Below are 16,095 nucleotides of genomic sequence, written 5' to 3'. Positions count from 1 at the left end.
ATTCCCTGTAGTCTTACCGATTAAAAATTGCCTTAGCCACCGTTCGCCGCCTGGTCCACCGTCTTTGGCTTCTCAACTGGGTAGAAGGTGTAGCTAAGTGTGATTTCTTCAATATCTTTGGTTTCCGGGTCTGTCATGATCTTCGGATCAACATAGAACAACACCGGCATCCGGACTTGCTCACCGGGTTGCAGCGTCTGTTCGGTGAAACAGAAGCATTGAATCTTATTGAAATATTGCCCAGCCAAAGCTGGCGTCACGTTAAATGTTGCGGTGCCGGTCACGGCCTCGTTCGACAAATTCTTTGCAAGGAAAATCGACATGTCTTTAGCGCCGATGCTGACGGTTTCGGTCGGGCGCTCGGGCTTGAATTCCCATGGCAAGCCGCCGCGCTGATTGGCATCGAAACGGACGACGATGGTTTTGCTAGAAACTGCAACGGTCGCGGCTTGCGCAGCGTCAACGCGCATCGTGGTGCCGCCAAAGCCAGTAACCTGGCAGAATAAACGGTATAAAGGCACCGCAGCAAAGCCGACGCCAACCATGGAGACTGCAAGCGCAGCCGCCAAAAACCCCGTTTTTGCGTTTGAAACTGCCATCAGCCCCAGACCCCAACTTTCACGACAGTGATCAGGAAGAACAAGATGCATAGTCCGACCAAAGCCAAGCCCATGACACGCGAGCGCGCAGCCTGACGTTTGCGGATAATCGCCGTTTCTTCGGCAGTGTACGCAGAAGGCTCATTCGGGGTCATGATATTACCATCCGATCGAAGGCGAAAATTGCAAACAGGAGAAACAAATACAGGATCGAGAATCCGAAAAGCTGCTTTTCAGGCTTCATCGCGGCTGCGTCCGTGGCCTCGTTCTTCCAGACCCTATAAGCCAGAACCAAGAATACTGCATTCAGCACGACGGCTGCTACACCATAGACCAAGCCTGTTTCAGCCAACGCAAATGGCAGAATGGCAGTCGCCGCCATGGGAAAGGTGTAGCCGAAAATCTGGTTGCGAGTGACTCGCTGCCCCCTCACATTTGGCAACATCGGGATACCAGCGGCGCCATAATCCGTCTTCATGAACAAAGCGAGCGCCCAGAAATGCGGCGGCGTCCACAGGAAGATGATGGCAAAAAGAAGAACGGGCAACAACGTCACATCGCCCGTAACCGCCGCCCAACCAATGACTGGTGGAAACGCACCTGCAGCGCCGCCAATGACGATATTCTGCGGCGTGTTTGGTTTCAACCAGATGGTGTAAACAATCGCGTAGAAGAAAATCGAGAACGCGAGCAGACCAGCCGACAGCCAATTGACGGCGACGCCCATGATGCCAACCGAAAATGCCGCTAGGCCAATACCGAAGTTAAGGGCAGCTGGACGGTCCATGCGGCCCGCAGGCAATGGGCGCCGAGCAGTACGTGCCATTTTGGCGTCAATGTCAGCTTCGAAATACTGGTTAAGCGCACCACAGGCGCCCGCGCCCAGTGCAAGGCACAATATGGCTGTAAATCCGATGACCGGGTGGATGTTACCAGGAGCAGCCAACAGTCCGCAAAGCGCAGTGAACACGACAAGCGACATCACCCGAGGCTTGGTCAAAGCCCAGAAATCGCGCCACTCGGCCGGCAAAATAATGTCACGCGTTGCGGTTGTCATGCTTGTTCCTAAACGCCCGAAACGTTCAAAACGGCGAACCGCCGCCGGTTACTTGATAACCGGCAGCGTTTCGAACTGGTGATATGGAGGAGGGCTTGTCAACGTCCACTCGAGCGTGGTCGCACCTTCACCCCAATAATTGTCTTCTGCCCGGCGGCCGGCGACCAACGACCAAATTACATTGACGAAGAAGATCAATACGCCAACTGCCATGATCGCATAGCCGAACGACGCAACGCCATTCCAATATGCAAATGCCTCCGGATAATCGGGATAACGACGGGGCATGCCCGAGTTTCCAAGGAAGTGCATCGGGAAGAACAATACGTTCACGCCAACGAAGAACACCCAGAAGTGCAGATGACCAAGGAATTCGTTCAAGTGGCGACCCGACATCTTGCCGAACCAGTAATAGAACCCGGCAAAAAGCGAGAATACCGCACCCAGCGACAACACATAATGGAAGTGGGCAACAACATAATAGGTGTCGTGCAGGTTATCGTCGAGACCACCATTGGCGAGCACAACACCCGTCACGCCACCAACGGTGAACATGAAGATGAAGCCCATCGCCCAGACCATCGGCGTCTTGAAGCTGACAGAACCGCCCCACATGGTCGCAATCCAGCTAAAGATTTTAATGCCGGTTGGTACCGCGATCACCATCGTTGCAGCGGTGAAGTACATCTTCATGTCAACGCTCATGCCCGTGGTGAACATGTGGTGCGCCCAGACGACGAAACCAACAACACCAATCGCAACCATGGCGTAGGCCATGCCGAGATAACCAAACACTGGCTTGCGGCTGAAGGTTGCGACGATTTGGCTGATGATCCCGAAACCCGGCAAGATCATGATGTACACTTCAGGATGGCCAAAGAACCAGAACAAATGCTGATACAACACTGGGTCACCGCCAGCAGACGCATCGAAAAATGCACCGCCAAAGTTACGATCAACCAGAAGCATAGTGATAGCCGCTGCCAGAACCGGCAAAGCGAGCAGCAACAGGAAAGCCGTTACCAACACCGACCACACGAACAATGGCATTTTGTGCAGGGTCATGCCCGGCGCACGCATGTTGAAGATGGTGGTGATGAAGTTGATGGCACCCAAAATCGACGCTGCACCTGCAAGGTGGAGTGAGAAAATCGCCATATCAACGGCAGGCCCAACGGAGCCCGAAGTTGATAGCGGCGCATAAACCGTCCAGCCAGTGCCCGCACCCAATCCTGTACCACCCGGCACAAAGCTGGAGCCAAGCAGCATGATGAACGCAACGAATGTCAGCCAGAAGCTGATATTGTTCATGCGCGGGAACGCCATATCAGGCGCGCCGATCATCAACGGGACAAACCAGTTACCGAAACCACCGATAATGGCTGGCATCACCATGAAGAACACCATGATCAGGCCATGGGCCGTGATCAAAACGTTCCACATATGGTAGGCTTCATCAAGCGACGCTTCCTTACCGGCCATCATCGATGCCCAGCCCTGGAGATACTGGATGCCCGGAGCAGCAAGCTCCATACGCATCAAGCCCGAAATCGCACCACCGACGATCCCTGCAAAAATAGCAAAGATCAGATAGAGCGTTCCAATATCTTTGTGGTTGGTCGACATGAACCAGCGGGCAAAAAAGCCGGGCTTGTGGTCCGCGTCATGATGGTCATGCGCATGGAGGTCGGTACCTGTGGCAGCAATCGTGGTCATCCGTTTGGCCTTCTTACTTAGTGGGTGCTGCAACAGGTGCAGCAGCTGAGTCAGTGGTGGTGGCGATTCCGGCAGCAGCCACTGGAACGGCTACATTTTGCCCCGGAGGTGCAATCGCTGCTGGTGCAGGCTTATCAGCGCCGGGCATTGTGCCGCCCTGTGCCTTCACCCAAGCAGCAAACTGCGCAGGCGGAAGCGCCTCTACGACCAGCGGCATGAACGCGTGGCGCGCGCCACACAGCTCAGAGCACTGGCCGAAATAAACACCGGGCTTGGTAATCGTCAGCGATTTTTCATTCAGACGACCGGGTACGGCATCAAGCTTGAACCACAATGATGGCACTGCAAATGCGTGAATGACATCCGCAGCCGTAGTTTGAATGCGCAAAGGAACGCCGGCGGGCACAACCATACGATTGTCGACAGCCAAAAGCTTCGGGCCGTCATTTTCGGTGCGGAAACGCTCGCCCTTACCAACGTCGCCCTCTTCCTTTAGCATGTTCGACACCACTTCAAACCCGCCATGGTCAGGATAAGTATAACCCCAATACCATTGATAGCCGGTCGCCTTGATGGTTACGGCATCGGCAGGTGCTGGCTTAAACTGCTTGGCCAGCAAATCGAGCGATGGATAGGCAATGCCCAAAAGAATGAGGACGGGAACCAAGGTCCACACGACTTCAATGAAGGTATTATGTGTTGTCTTCGAGGGCACCGGGTTGGCACGGCGGTTAAACCGAACAATTACCCAAAGGAGAAGGGCGAGGACGAACAATGAGATGATTGTGATGATTGGCAAAAGGACCGCGTTGTTGATCCACTTGGCATATTGACCATTTTCAGAAAACTGTTCCTGAAAATCGACCTCCTTTGGCTTGGGCATGCCGACGCTGTTTTCATAGTCGGGGCGCATAGGGGTATAACCCGGAAGCGATCCATCCATCGATTTTGGCGCAGCTTCTGCCGGCGCCACAGCGTCAGCAGCAGGTGTGGCAGCGGTTGCAGCCGCAGGCGTCGCCACAACTGGCGCGGCCACTTCCTTGGTTACTGGCGCAGGCGCAGGATTCGCTGGCTGCGCGATCGCCAATGACGGCATCGTCATTGCGGCGACGAGAACCAGTAATTTCTTCAACATATTCATCAACTTAGCCCCGTATTCTTGGTGCGGCGCACGAACTTTGCGCAAGTCTGGTTCCCCCATGGGCGGCCGGACTTGCGCGACCTATAGTCGCGCTAATCTGAACCCTCAAGCGGTCGATTAAAGATTTTTAGCATTTAAATGCTCCACTTTTCTACCTATTTGCGTTGCAATCCGCTAAACGGAAGATGCAAAACATAACATTCGCCAGCGAGGACCCTTCTCCCGATCATGACCGAAGATGAAATATTGTCGGAATTCCGTAGCGTCGATGCGTTGCTTGAGGGACATTTCCTGCTGTCGTCTGGCCGACACAGCGCTTATTATCTGCAGTGTGCCCGGCTGTTGATGAACCCCGAACGCGCGGGTCGGATTGCACTTGCAATCACCCAGAAAATGCCGCGGGAAATCCGAAGCGAGGTTCAGGCCGTAATTTCTCCCGCCATGGGCGGCATCATCATTGGCCATGAGATGGGTCGCGCTCTTGGAGTCGATGCGATGTTTGTCGAACGTCCTGACGGCGTCTTCGGGTTGCGCCGTGGCTTCACACTTGCACCGGGTACCAAGATTCTGATGGTTGAGGACGTTGTCACCACTGGCCTGTCGTCGCGTGAAGCGATCGCCGCGATTGAAGAGGCCGGCGGCACGGTCGTCGCCGCTGCGGCCGTGGTGGATCGCTCGGCAGGCAATGTTGACCTGGGCGTCCCCTTTTATCCGCTGATCCAGCTAAACTTTCCCACTTATGCGCCAGACGAATTGCCGCCAGAACTTGCTGCAACTGAAGCCGTAAAGCCAGGTAGCCGGAAACTATGACCGAAGCGCCCAAGTCAAATCGGCTCAGATTGGGCGTAAATATCGATCACGTAGCGACGATCCGGAATGCACGCGGCGGCGAGCATCCAGATCCCGTTCGAGCAGCTGAAATTGTCGCTCATGTTGGCGGCGATGGCATTACCGCACATCTGCGCGAGGACCGGAGACATATTCGCGACGCAGACATTCAGCGCATCATGGCCGCTACCACTTTGCCTTTGAATCTGGAAATGGCTGCAACCGAAGAAATGCTGGCAATCGCGCTTCGGCACAAGCCGCATGCAGCGTGTATCGTTCCCGAAAGACGCGAGGAACGCACAACCGAGGGCGGTTTGGATGCGGCAGGCCAACATAACCATCTGGCCCCTATGGTCACAAGGCTTACCGATGCCGGTATTCGTGTGAGCCTGTTTATTGAACCTGACGCCCGCCAGATTGAGGCCGCCATACGGTTGCGCGCGCCTATCGTTGAGTTCCACACCGGAAAATATGCCCATTCCGAAGGGGAGCAGCGCGAAATCGAACTTCGGCGTATCGCCGATGCTGCGGCTTTGGCATCAAAAAATGGCATTGAGCCCCATGCGGGCCATGGCCTGACTTTCGAGAATGTGCAGCCGATTGCTGCCATCCCCCAATTCGCGGAACTGAACATTGGCCATTACCTGATTGGTGAGGCAATTTTCATTGGCCTGGAAGAAAGCGTGCGCAAGATGCGGACCTTGATGGACCTTGCCCGGTGATAATCGGGCTGGGTTCCGACTTGTGTAATATCGAGCGCATTGCCAATTCGCTTGAACGCTTTGGTCAACGGTTCGAAAATCGTGTCTTTACCGATGTTGAGCGTGCAAAAGCCGCAAAACGTCCGTTCACTAAAGCCGGCACCTATGCGAAACGATTTGCCGCCAAAGAAGCCTTTTCAAAGGCTGTCGGAACCGGTTTCAAACATGGCGTGTTTATGAAGGACATCGGCGTCGTCAACGCGCCCTCGGGTGCGCCCACGCTGTCCCTTGCAGGTGGCGCAAAAGCGCGGCTCGACGCAATGATTCCTTCCGGCTATGAAGCCCATATTCATCTGACGCTGACTGACGACCATCCATGGGCGCAAGCATTTGTCATTATAGAGGCGTTGAAATCGCAAAAGGCATGACCAGTTTGACCACCGATACCAGCAGCAGTCCTGATACGCCACCCGCCCCGACACCCGAAAAAGGTGGATGGGCATCAGCAGCCTGGGCAGAAATAAAGGGTATGTTCTGGCTATTACTTGCCGTTCTTGCCTTTCACAGCTTCATTGCAAAGCCTTTTTACATTCCGTCGATTTCGATGATGCCGACCTTGTTGGTGGGTGATCGCCTGTTCGTCAGCAAATATCCTTATGGCTGGAGTCATGTGTCGCCCACAATACCCAACCCGGCAGCTGTTTTCCGTTGGCTTGTTTTACGTGAAGAAGTGGAAGCCCTTGCCGTACCTTTGCCCGAGAGCAACACGCGAGTGTGGGGCAAAATGCCTGAGCGGGGCGATATTGTCATCTTGACACCAAAAGGCAAATATCAGGACTGGATTAAACGCGTCATCGGCTTGCCCGGCGACACCATTGCACTGCGCGAGGGTCAGATCTTCTTGAACGGCAAGCCAGTAAAGCAGGACACGCAGCCCAATCTGATTTTGCCTGTCGACGCCAACAACCCGTGCAATGACTATGACTTTCCCGGCGCATTGACGCGAAGCAATGAGGGCGTTCTCACATGCCATTTGCCGATCATCCGCGAAACGCTGCCCAATGGCGCGCAATATGATACAATCGATGCACGGCGCCGTGATACCGATGATATGGAGCCAGTAAAAATCCCTGCCGGGCATGTTTTCCTGATGGGTGACAACCGCGACAACAGCTCCGATAGCCGTGTTGCTGCAGAGCTTGGCGGGCTCGGAGGCCCTGTAGCGTGGGATCGTATTGGCGGTCGCGCAGAAATAATCACATTTTCCGTTGATGGCAGCACTGGCCTTAATCCGGCAACTTGGATCAGTTCACTTCGAGGTGATCGCGCCGGCACAAGCCTGCGCCCCAAAAAGGTTCGCAGCATTGAATGATATCCCCTCCCCTGCCAAAAGCAAATCACGTCGGCCACCTCATAAGCCCGAGTTGCAGGACGATACCTTCCGGGAGGAAGTAGGGCCGACAGAACTTTACGATCCACTCATCCGTTCGGAAATTAAGCGCGCGGCTGTCTGGATCGGCCTCGCGACGCTTGTCGTGGCGCTCATCTGGCTGGCACAACCCATTCTTCTGATTATTGGCGGTGTTGTTCTGGCGGCGATGTTCGACGGTGGCGCGCGCTTGTTGGGGCGGATTTTGCCTATTCCGCGTGGTTTCCGTCTGACAATCGTCGTGCTGGCCGTGTTCGGTTTTATGTATTGGACATTTGTTTTTACAGGCTCCGAACTTGCCGCGCAGGCCGCAAGTCTTCAAGCAATCGTTGAGGCGCAGATTGACACAATCGGTAATCAGATCGAAGCGGCAGGGTTCAACATTTCAGCCGACGATGTAAAGGGTATTGGGTCGCAAATCCTGAACTCGGTGGGCCGCGTGACTGCGGCGGTTTCGTCCGTTCTGGGCACCCTCACGAATCTGGCGATGATGCTGGTTCTTGGCATTTTTATCGCGGCCGAACCCCGATTGTATGAACGTGGTGTTGCGTGGATGTTGCCACTCGCCGAACGTGAGCATTTCTATGTGACCGCAGCAAAAATGGGCAGCGTTTTGCGCCGCCTGATGGCAGGCCGACTGCTCGGCATGGCAGTTGAAGGTGTTGGGACATGGGTATTGTTGAGCCTTGGCGGCGTACCTATGGCCGCTTTGCTCGGCATATTGACGGGCCTGCTTGCCTTCTTGCCTAATATCGGCGCGATCGTTTCAGGCGCACTGATCATTCTCGTCGGATTTTCAGCCGGGGTTGATGTCGGTCTTTATGCCATTTTCGTCTATTTCGTTGTCCAGATGGTCGATGGTTATTTGATTGTGCCGATGGTGGCCAAACGCGCGGTCGATCTGGCACCCGCGCTTGTTCTTGGCGCACAGATCCTGTTTGGCGCTTTGTTCGGTTTGCTGGGACTTGCGCTTGCTGACCCGATTATCGCAATGATCAAGGTCGCGCTTGAGCGGCAATCAGCGCGCAATGAAGCCCGCGGTATCCGCGAAGGACCGTGAGCCTCGGGCCTATGCTGCTGATCACTTGCTTTGTGTTGGGCGTTGCCAATTTCGCGATGCACAAGGCTGTCGCAGAATCAGGCCATCCATTTGTAGAGGATACCAAGCGTTTTTTTGGAGCGCACTTTGGTCCATACGGAAGTTACGCCATTGAATTGGCGCTGCTGATCGGCGCAATGTGGTCGGCGAATGGAGGATCGCCGGCGGTATCGATATTGTACGCAGCGTACACTGCCATTAATGGCGTCGCGACATGGCTTTTGCTGTCAGGCAAGGCATGATGGGCATTTGTGATTTGCGTTAATCTAACTATATGGCGCCTGTGCCGCCACTAGCCCCCTCTTCAGATGCCAAGCCCGATTTCGCCGTCATGCGGCGCTTTCTGCCCTATTTATGGCCAAAGGATGAGGCCGGCTTACGAGTCCGCATAGTCTTTGCTTTGTTGCTGGTGATTGTTTCAAAACTGATCCAACTCAGCATGGCTTGGCTTTACGGTCAGGCCATCGACCGGATGGTTCCGGGCATGGAAGACGGTGTCGCTATCGCCGTTGCATTGGTTGCAGCCTATGCAGGCGCTCGCTTCGGGGGCGTATTATTCGACAATCTGCGCAACGTTGTATTCGAACGCGTCGGACAAGAAGCCACTCGGCGTTTGGCCGAAAATGTGTTCAGCCATTTGCATAATTTGTCGATGCGGTTCCACATGAACCGCCGCACGGGCGCAGTGACCAAAGTCATTGAGCGCGGCACAAAGAGCATCGACATCATGCTCTATTTCCTGTTGTTCAATATTGCGCCGACATTGCTTGAGCTGGTTTTGGTATCCGTTTATTTTAAGATTTCTTTTGGCTGGGGCATGGTCGTTGCCACGCTGATCATGGTCGTCAGTTATATTGTCTACACGGCGGTCATCACCAACTGGCGCAACAAATTGCGCGAGGAAATGAACGAGCTCGACACGCAAACCGTCGCTAAGTCAGTCGACAGCCTGCTGAACTACGAGACCGTAAAATATTTCAACGCAGAAAAGCGTGAGACGCGCCGCTATGCCGAGGTCGTACATCATTATGCCAATGCTGCTGTCAAATCGGAAAACTCGCTTGCCGCGCTGAATATTGGACAGTCGCTTATCACCAACCTGATGATGGCTGGCGCGATGGGCTATGTCGTATGGGGCTGGTCACGCGGACAGTTTACCACGGGCGATGTCGTCACGGTGAACACATTGCTGGCACAGCTCTTCCGGCCACTGGATATGCTGGGTATGGTCTATCGCACGGTACGCCAAGGCCTCACCGATATGGCCGCGATGTTTGACCTGATCGATACCCCCGCCGAAATTACCGACAAACCAAATGCGCCTGCGCTGGCGGTTAATGGTGGCGCGGTAGTGTTTGACGATGTGTATTTCGCCTACGACGCAGAACGACAGATACTCAATGGTGTCAGCTTTGAAATCAAGCCAGGCCATACTCTCGCGGTGGTTGGTCCATCGGGCGCGGGCAAGTCGACAATTGCGCGGCTGTTGTACCGATTTTATGACGTGACGGACGGCCGCATCACCATCGACGGGCAGGATTTGCGGGATGTCACGCAATCCAGCTTGCGCAGCTCCATCGGCATCGTTCCGCAGGACACCGTGCTGTTCAACGACACGATCGGCTACAATATCGGCTATGGCCGCGAAGGCGCCAATCAAGCTGAAATCGAAGAAGCCGCACGGGGCGCATCGATCCATGGCTTCATCGAATCGCTTCCCGACCAATATGCCGCCAAGGTTGGCGAACGCGGATTGAAACTGTCCGGCGGCGAAAAGCAGCGCGTGGCGATTGCGCGCACGTTGCTCAAAAATCCGCCTTTGTTGATCTTGGATGAGGCCACCAGCGCCTTAGACAGCCGCACAGAATCCGAAATTCAAGCAACGCTCGAGCGCATTTCCGAACGCCGCACAACGATCATTATCGCGCACCGGTTGTCGACGGTGGTCAACGCTGACCAGATCATCGTGCTTGAAGCTGGACGCCTAGCGGAGAAGGGTACGCATCTTCAGTTGCTCCGCAAAAATGGCCTCTATGCCGACATGTGGGCGCGTCAGCAAAGCGAGGCGGAAGAAGAAGCGATCCCCGCCGCGTAAAATCACGCGCTATCCACAAGCCAGCGCACGTGGACTCTGTCATTGGCACTTCGCTCGCGCTAGGGCTGGCACATGGCCTCCGTTGCTCCCTCCCCCACGCCAGCCGATGTTTTGCACCGCCTGTTCGGCTTCGCTGGATTTCGCGGGCAGCAAGAACAAGTCGTGACGCGCGTGCTCGCTGGCCAGCGCACGCTGGCGATCATGCCAACGGGCGCAGGCAAGTCGCTTTGCTATCAATTACCCTCCGTGATCATGGACGGGACCTGTATCGTCATATCGCCGTTGATCGCGTTGATGCACGACCAGATGCGGGCTGCCGATGCTGTAGGGATTCGCGCAGCAACACTGACGTCAGCTGACGACAACCGCGCCGAAACCATTGCGCGGTTCCGCGCGGGGGACCTCGATTTATTATATGTCGCGCCGGAACGCGCGTCCGGACAGGAATTCCGCAACCTGCTGCGCGAGACGAAGATTTCGCTGTTCGCGATCGATGAAGCGCATTGTGTTTCCGAATGGGGCCATGATTTCCGGCCCGATTATCGATTGTTGCGGCCATTGCTGGATGACTTTTCCGATGTGCCAAGGCTTGCGCTGACGGCGACGGCAGACACGCATACCCGCGAAGATATCGCCGAGCAATTGGGCATACCCAATGATGGCGTCATGGTGGCAGGCTTTGACCGGCCCAACATCCGCTATGCCGCCGAAGCAGCCGCGAGCAGCGGAATCGCTGCGTTGGTAAAGGGATTGCAAGGCGCAGGCATTGTTTACGCCCAAACTCGGGATCGAACGGAAAAAATTGCCGCACAAATTAGCGCGACTGGTCGCAAGGCGCTTTTTTATCATGCGGGCATGGAGCCGCAGACTCGCGCCCGTGCCCAAGCCGAATTTGTCTCTTCCGAAGACATGGTCATGGTGGCAACAGTGGCATTCGGGATGGGCATCGACAAGCCTGATGTGCGTTTCGTCGTGCATGCCGGCCTGCCAAAATCCATTGAATCCTATTATCAGGAAAGTGGCCGCGCGGGACGCGACGGCGACCCTGCGGTTGCGCATATGCTGTGGTCGGCAGGCGACTTCGCACGGGCGCGGGGGCGGTTGAGCGAGCTTCCGAAAGACAGGCGCGAAGCCGAACTGGCGCGCGTGGCTGCGTTGTCGCACCTTGTGGAAACACCCGGATGTCGCCGTGCAGTGCTGCTTCGCCACTTTGGCGAAAGCCCGCCAGAATCTTGCGGCAATTGCGACAATTGCCTGAATGCGCCAGACGTACACGACGCGACGGAACTTGCGCGCAAATTGCTATCCGCAGCTTATCGGACAGGGCAAATGTTTGGGATGGGCCATTTGGAAAAGGTCCTGTTGGGCAATGGAGACGACCGGATTATGCAACTCGGGCATGACCGGCTTTCGGTGTTCGGCATTGTTGATCGGTCTGATGCAACGATGCTTAAACCCTTGTCGCGTGCGCTGCAGGCACGGGGTGTCCTGGTGGCAAATGAACATGGGGGCCTGAAACTGGCAGGCGATGCCCGCGCGATCATGCGGGGCGAGCATAAGATCGAGATCGCCGTTATTAAGCGGGACGGCAAGCGCCGGGCAGGCCGCCCCACCAATCCAGTTGGCGACCCGCTGTTTGAGGCTTTGCGGGCAAAGCGACGCGAACTTGCCGAAACGGCTGGCGTGCCCCCTTATGTTATATTTCACGACGCGACCTTGCGCGAAATGGCGCTGGAAAAGCCAGCATCCCTAAGTGCGTTATCGCAAATCACCGGGGTCGGTAGCCGCAAACTTGATGCCTACGGCGCAGATTTCCTGAACATCATCCACAAATATTAAGCGCGCAATGGCGCGGCAGCTATTCTGGCAAAATGGTAACAAAGTGCGGGCAGTTTCACTAGCGCAGCAGCCGGGCTCGCTGCGAAAGCCTTGCTAACCAATGTTGACCGAAATTGCGAATGATCCGCGAGCACCAGGTTTAGCAACGCCTTGGACCGCAATGCTACATCGGACACATCCTCCAACTCGCGCTCTATTATCATGGCGACCAAATCTTTAATTTGCCTTGATCTCTGATTGGTCAAACTATCATTGTGGCGACGGTAGAGATACAAATCTCGGTCAATGGGCTGAAGCAGAAAATTGCGCGCGGCACGCAGCCAGAAGTCATAATCTTCAACGCCGAACAGGTTCTGGTCATAACCGCGAAGCTTTTCTGTTACCTCGCGCCGGTAAAGAAACGCAGCGCCGACAGGATTGCCGAACCAGCGATCTTCAGCAGGACGGGGCGGCTGATACCGCAAGATCTGGCCGTCACTGTTGATGACGCTATATCCCGCATAAGCAACGCCAATGGCAGCATCGGCATCGAGGACTTGTACTAAAGTCGACAGCATCTCGGGACGCAGTACATTATCATGGCTGGTCCAGCTGTGATATTGTCCTCGAGCATGAGCGAAGCCGCAATTGAGCGTTGCGGGCAAACCCAGATTACTTTCGTTACTGAGATGTACAATCCGGCTGTCTCGCCGCGCATAATCAGCCAGAATCTGTGGAGTGGTATCGTTCGATCCGTCGTCAACACAGATGAGTTCGAAATCGCCAAAGTCTTGCGTCAATATGGAATCGAGTGCGGCACCCAGATATTTTGCGCCATTGAAGACTGGCACGATCATGCTGACGCGCGGTATCCTGACCATATGCCTGCCTAACTGCCTACCGCCTGCTGCTGCGATGCAAGCAGCCTCGCCTCTGTTTGTCCTTCCTTGTTATCGTCTTCGGATTAAAATATGGCAAATCTCAACGCATCAGATGTGATGATTTTACAATGAGGAAATTGGATGTTCCGCCAACTTACAGATCGCATTTTTGTCGCACCGCAAATCAGCGTTGGCGATGTCATGGACGCGGCGAGTGCTGGCGTGACGCTTATCATCAACAACCGTCCCGAAGATGAATCCGCTGATCAAACACCGGGGGAAGAGATAGAAACTGCGGCACGAGCTGCGGGGATGGACTATATCGCTATTCCGGTAACCCATGCCGGTTTCGCAGAATGGCAAGTGACCGCCATGTCTGATGCTTTGGAAAAGGCGGAGGGTAAGGTGCTGGCTTATTGCCGCTCAGGCACGCGGTCGACTTTGTTATGGGCTTTGGCACAGGCTTCAAAGGGCGAACATCCGGCTGTGCTGGCCGAGAAAGCAGCCGATGCAGGCTATGATCTGACGCCCGTTGCCGCCATGATGGATATGCTGCGCGGACGGGCCTCGTGACGGCAGAATTGTTGAAACTTGCAGGTTCCGTTGCCGCGATCCTGTTCATCGCATGGCTTGCGCGCTTTTGGCAGCTCGGCGGAGATGTCCGCATCCGCAGCGAAGAACAGGCACGTGAGATTGCCAACGAAATTATGTGTGGTTTCGATCCCGTCGAAATAGCGGTGGATAAAGCGGGTATCGCCGCGCTCATGCGCGATGCGGGTGGCAGACACCTGCTGGTGCGCCGACATGGCGTGCAATGGGCAGGGCGGTTGCTTGACCATCATCACGAGTCGCGCCTGGACCAGAATTTCCTCACCGTAGGAACCGGCGAAAAGACCTTCGGGTCGGTAACGCTCAATCTGGGTACGCAAGCCTCGCATTGGGCGGCGGGGTTACGCCATTTAAATGCAGGACGCAGGCATGCCTGAATTGTTCAGCCCGGTCGATTATGCCATCCCGGCATTCATTATCCTGATCGTTGCCGAGATGCTGTGGGCGCGCCGTCGTGCGCCCGAGAAGTACGAACCGCGCGATACGCTGACGTCGCTTGCGTTGGGCACTGGTAGCACGGTTGCAGGTGCATTGACCGGCGCATTGGTATTCAGCCTTGCGTTGTGGATTTACGAACACCGCCTGTTCGATATTGGATGGGTGTGGTGGGCATGGCCCTTATGCTTTGTGCTCGATGACCTTGCTTATTATTGGGCGCACCGTTCGGGGCACCGTGTGCGCTGGTTCTGGGCAAGCCATGTGAACCACCACAGCAGCCAGCATTACAATTTGTCGACTGCTTTGCGGCAAACCTGGACCGGATTTATCGCGCTTGGGTTTATCTTCCGCATCCCATTGGCCTTTTTGGGATTTCATCCCGCGATGTTACTCTTTGTTGGTGCCCTCAATCTCATTTACCAATTCTGGATTCACACTGAAACAATCGGCAAGTTCCCGCGGTGGGTTGAGTATGTGATGAACACTCCAAGCCATCACCGCGTCCACCATGCGACAAACCCGCGTTATCTCGACCGCAATTATGCCGGGACTTTCATCATTTGGGACCGCCTGTTCGGTACATTTACCGAAGAAGTTGAGGGCGAAAAAATCCGCTACGGCATTGTAAAGCAATTGGGTACATTTAACCTGCTCTGGAGCGTGTTTCACGAATGGGTGGGCATCGCACAGGACCTTTGGTCCGCCCCGTGGCGACACAAATTATCCTATCTGTGGCGACCGCCCGGCTGGAGCCACGATGGGAGCAGGGACACGTCTGACGTTATCCGCGCGCGATGGGTGAAAAGCCAGCAAGCCAAGGCAGAGTAACGCTATTTACACTCTTGCCAGTAGTTAATCGCCCGCTTAAACCTTGGCTCGAAGAGGGAGCAGGCGACATGGACGAATTTGACATCATTGTTATTGGCGGTGGTTCAGCAGGTAGCGCGGCGGCCGGGCGGTTGTCTGAGGGTGGAAAATTTAAAGTCTGCTTGATCGAGGCGGGCGGCACCAACAACAATATGCTCATTAAGACACCGGGTTTCATGCCGTTTATCCGCAACGCGTCCAATTACAAATATGAAACTGTCCCGCAAAAAGGTTTGAACGGTCGCACTGGTTATCAGCCGCGTGGCAAGGGGCTGGGCGGGTCAAGCGCGATCAATGCTATGGTCTACATCCGTGGGCATAAATATGATTATGATAATTGGGCTGCCTTGGGCTGCACCGGGTGGTCTTACGAAGATGTATTGCCAGTGTTCAAACGCTGTGAAGATAATGAACGCGGCTCTGACGAATTTCACGGATCGGGCGGGCCGCTTTCGGTTATGGACCAACGCTGGCCTCAAGCGGGCAGTCTTGCTTTCATCGAAGCCGCCGCCGAATTACAACTGCCCGTCAATGCGGATTTCAATGGCGCAACACAGGACGGTTTCGGTCTGTATCAAGTCACGCAAAAGGGCGGCGAACGCTGGACCGCAGCGCGCGCCTATGTCGAGCCAGCACGTGACCGTATGCAAATTCTCACTGGCGCGCTGACTGAAAAAATTATCGTTGAAAATGGCCGTGCAATAGGGGTGGTCATCAGGCAGGGGCGCAAGCGGCGCACGATCAAGGCGCGCGGCGCAGTTATTCTTTCCGCTGGTGCCTTTGGTTCGCCGCAAATTCTGATGCTGTCGGGCTTAGG

At 55.2% G+C, this 16,095-nt stretch carries 18 protein-coding genes; 12 read left to right on the top strand and 6 right to left on the bottom strand.

Annotation, left to right across the window (positions count from 1 at the left end):
• Positions 1 to 32 precede the first annotated feature (32 nt).
• Genes ACK4S7_RS03095 through coxB form a run of 5 tightly spaced genes read right to left on the bottom strand, consistent with a single transcriptional unit; the run spans position 33 to position 4,513 of the window.
• Positions 33 to 599, bottom strand: a complete 567-nt coding sequence (locus tag ACK4S7_RS03095) for a cytochrome c oxidase assembly protein (RefSeq protein ID WP_409644430.1) — start codon at positions 597 to 599, stop codon at positions 33 to 35.
• Entirely contained in the window at positions 599 to 754 is a 156-nt protein-coding gene (locus ACK4S7_RS03090; RefSeq protein WP_409644428.1) for a hypothetical protein, read from the bottom strand. Before ACK4S7_RS03090 ends, ACK4S7_RS03095 begins: the two co-directional genes overlap by 1 nt.
• Positions 751 to 1,656 (bottom strand): heme o synthase, encoded by a 906-nt coding sequence (locus ACK4S7_RS03085; protein ID WP_409644426.1) that lies wholly within the window; start codon positions 1,654 to 1,656, stop codon positions 751 to 753. The genes ACK4S7_RS03090 and ACK4S7_RS03085 overlap by 4 nt, the downstream gene beginning before the upstream one ends.
• Before the next feature lie 48 nt (positions 1,657 to 1,704).
• Positions 1,705 to 3,372: a cytochrome c oxidase subunit I gene (ctaD, locus tag ACK4S7_RS03080; protein ID WP_409644424.1), complete on the bottom strand. Its 1,668-nt coding sequence runs from the start codon at positions 3,370 to 3,372 to the stop codon at positions 1,705 to 1,707.
• A gap of 13 nt (positions 3,373 to 3,385) precedes the next feature.
• The gene (coxB, locus tag ACK4S7_RS03075) at positions 3,386 to 4,513 is read right to left on the bottom strand and encodes a cytochrome c oxidase subunit II (protein WP_409644422.1); all 1,128 of its coding nucleotides are present in this window, start codon (positions 4,511 to 4,513) and stop codon (positions 3,386 to 3,388) included.
• A gap of 228 nt (positions 4,514 to 4,741) precedes the next feature.
• On the opposite strand from coxB, the gene pyrE reads away from it, so the two are divergent.
• The 8 genes from pyrE (at position 4,742) to recQ (ending at position 12,504) form a co-directional block, all read left to right on the top strand.
• Complete coding sequence (gene pyrE, locus ACK4S7_RS03070) at positions 4,742 to 5,323, top strand: orotate phosphoribosyltransferase (RefSeq protein WP_409644420.1); 582 nt, start codon at positions 4,742 to 4,744, stop codon at positions 5,321 to 5,323.
• Positions 5,320 to 6,063: a pyridoxine 5'-phosphate synthase gene (locus ACK4S7_RS03065; RefSeq protein WP_409644417.1), complete on the top strand. Its 744-nt coding sequence runs from the start codon at positions 5,320 to 5,322 to the stop codon at positions 6,061 to 6,063. The genes pyrE and ACK4S7_RS03065 overlap by 4 nt, the downstream gene beginning before the upstream one ends.
• Positions 6,060 to 6,470, top strand: coding sequence for a holo-ACP synthase (gene acpS / locus ACK4S7_RS03060; RefSeq protein WP_409644415.1), 411 nt, complete (start codon positions 6,060 to 6,062; stop codon positions 6,468 to 6,470). The genes ACK4S7_RS03065 and acpS overlap by 4 nt, the downstream gene beginning before the upstream one ends.
• A complete protein-coding gene (gene lepB / locus ACK4S7_RS03055) occupies positions 6,467 to 7,414 on the top strand; it encodes a signal peptidase I (protein WP_409644413.1) in 948 nt (315 codons plus the stop codon). Before acpS ends, lepB begins: the two co-directional genes overlap by 4 nt.
• A gap of 52 nt (positions 7,415 to 7,466) precedes the next feature.
• Complete coding sequence (locus ACK4S7_RS03050; protein ID WP_409644523.1) at positions 7,467 to 8,531, top strand: AI-2E family transporter; 1,065 nt, start codon at positions 7,467 to 7,469, stop codon at positions 8,529 to 8,531.
• Complete coding sequence (locus ACK4S7_RS03045; RefSeq protein ID WP_409644411.1) at positions 8,528 to 8,812, top strand: hypothetical protein; 285 nt, start codon at positions 8,528 to 8,530, stop codon at positions 8,810 to 8,812. Before ACK4S7_RS03050 ends, ACK4S7_RS03045 begins: the two co-directional genes overlap by 4 nt.
• 41 nt (positions 8,813 to 8,853) lie before the next feature.
• Positions 8,854 to 10,665 (top strand): ABCB family ABC transporter ATP-binding protein/permease, encoded by a 1,812-nt coding sequence (locus ACK4S7_RS03040; RefSeq protein ID WP_409644521.1) that lies wholly within the window; start codon positions 8,854 to 8,856, stop codon positions 10,663 to 10,665.
• 72 nt (positions 10,666 to 10,737) lie between these two features.
• Positions 10,738 to 12,504 (top strand): DNA helicase RecQ, encoded by a 1,767-nt coding sequence (recQ, locus tag ACK4S7_RS03035; protein ID WP_409644409.1) that lies wholly within the window; start codon positions 10,738 to 10,740, stop codon positions 12,502 to 12,504.
• Here the strand turns inward: recQ and ACK4S7_RS03030 are convergent.
• Positions 12,501 to 13,364: a glycosyltransferase family 2 protein gene (locus tag ACK4S7_RS03030; protein WP_409644407.1), complete on the bottom strand. Its 864-nt coding sequence runs from the start codon at positions 13,362 to 13,364 to the stop codon at positions 12,501 to 12,503. The two genes, recQ and ACK4S7_RS03030, sit on opposite strands and share 4 nt — an antisense overlap.
• Before the next feature lie 141 nt (positions 13,365 to 13,505).
• Between ACK4S7_RS03030 and ACK4S7_RS03025 the strand changes: the two genes are divergently transcribed.
• The 4 genes from ACK4S7_RS03025 to ACK4S7_RS03010 form a co-directional block, all read left to right on the top strand.
• Complete coding sequence (locus ACK4S7_RS03025) at positions 13,506 to 13,937, top strand: TIGR01244 family sulfur transferase (protein WP_409644405.1); 432 nt, start codon at positions 13,506 to 13,508, stop codon at positions 13,935 to 13,937.
• A complete protein-coding gene (locus ACK4S7_RS03020; protein ID WP_409644403.1) occupies positions 13,934 to 14,350 on the top strand; it encodes a hypothetical protein in 417 nt (138 codons plus the stop codon). Before ACK4S7_RS03025 ends, ACK4S7_RS03020 begins: the two co-directional genes overlap by 4 nt.
• Positions 14,343 to 15,239, top strand: coding sequence for a sterol desaturase family protein (locus ACK4S7_RS03015; protein ID WP_409644401.1), 897 nt, complete (start codon positions 14,343 to 14,345; stop codon positions 15,237 to 15,239). Before ACK4S7_RS03020 ends, ACK4S7_RS03015 begins: the two co-directional genes overlap by 8 nt.
• 68 nt (positions 15,240 to 15,307) lie before the next feature.
• Positions 15,308 to 16,095: GMC family oxidoreductase (locus tag ACK4S7_RS03010; RefSeq protein WP_409644399.1), on the top strand; the 788-nt coding region annotated here is incomplete at its 3' end.

This window comes from Sphingorhabdus sp., assembly GCF_046292425.1.
Classification (GTDB): Bacteria; Pseudomonadota; Alphaproteobacteria; order Sphingomonadales; family Sphingomonadaceae; genus Sphingorhabdus_B.
The sequence above is the reverse complement of the archived record's forward strand: the minus strand, read 5'-3'. Positions and strand labels throughout refer to the sequence as shown.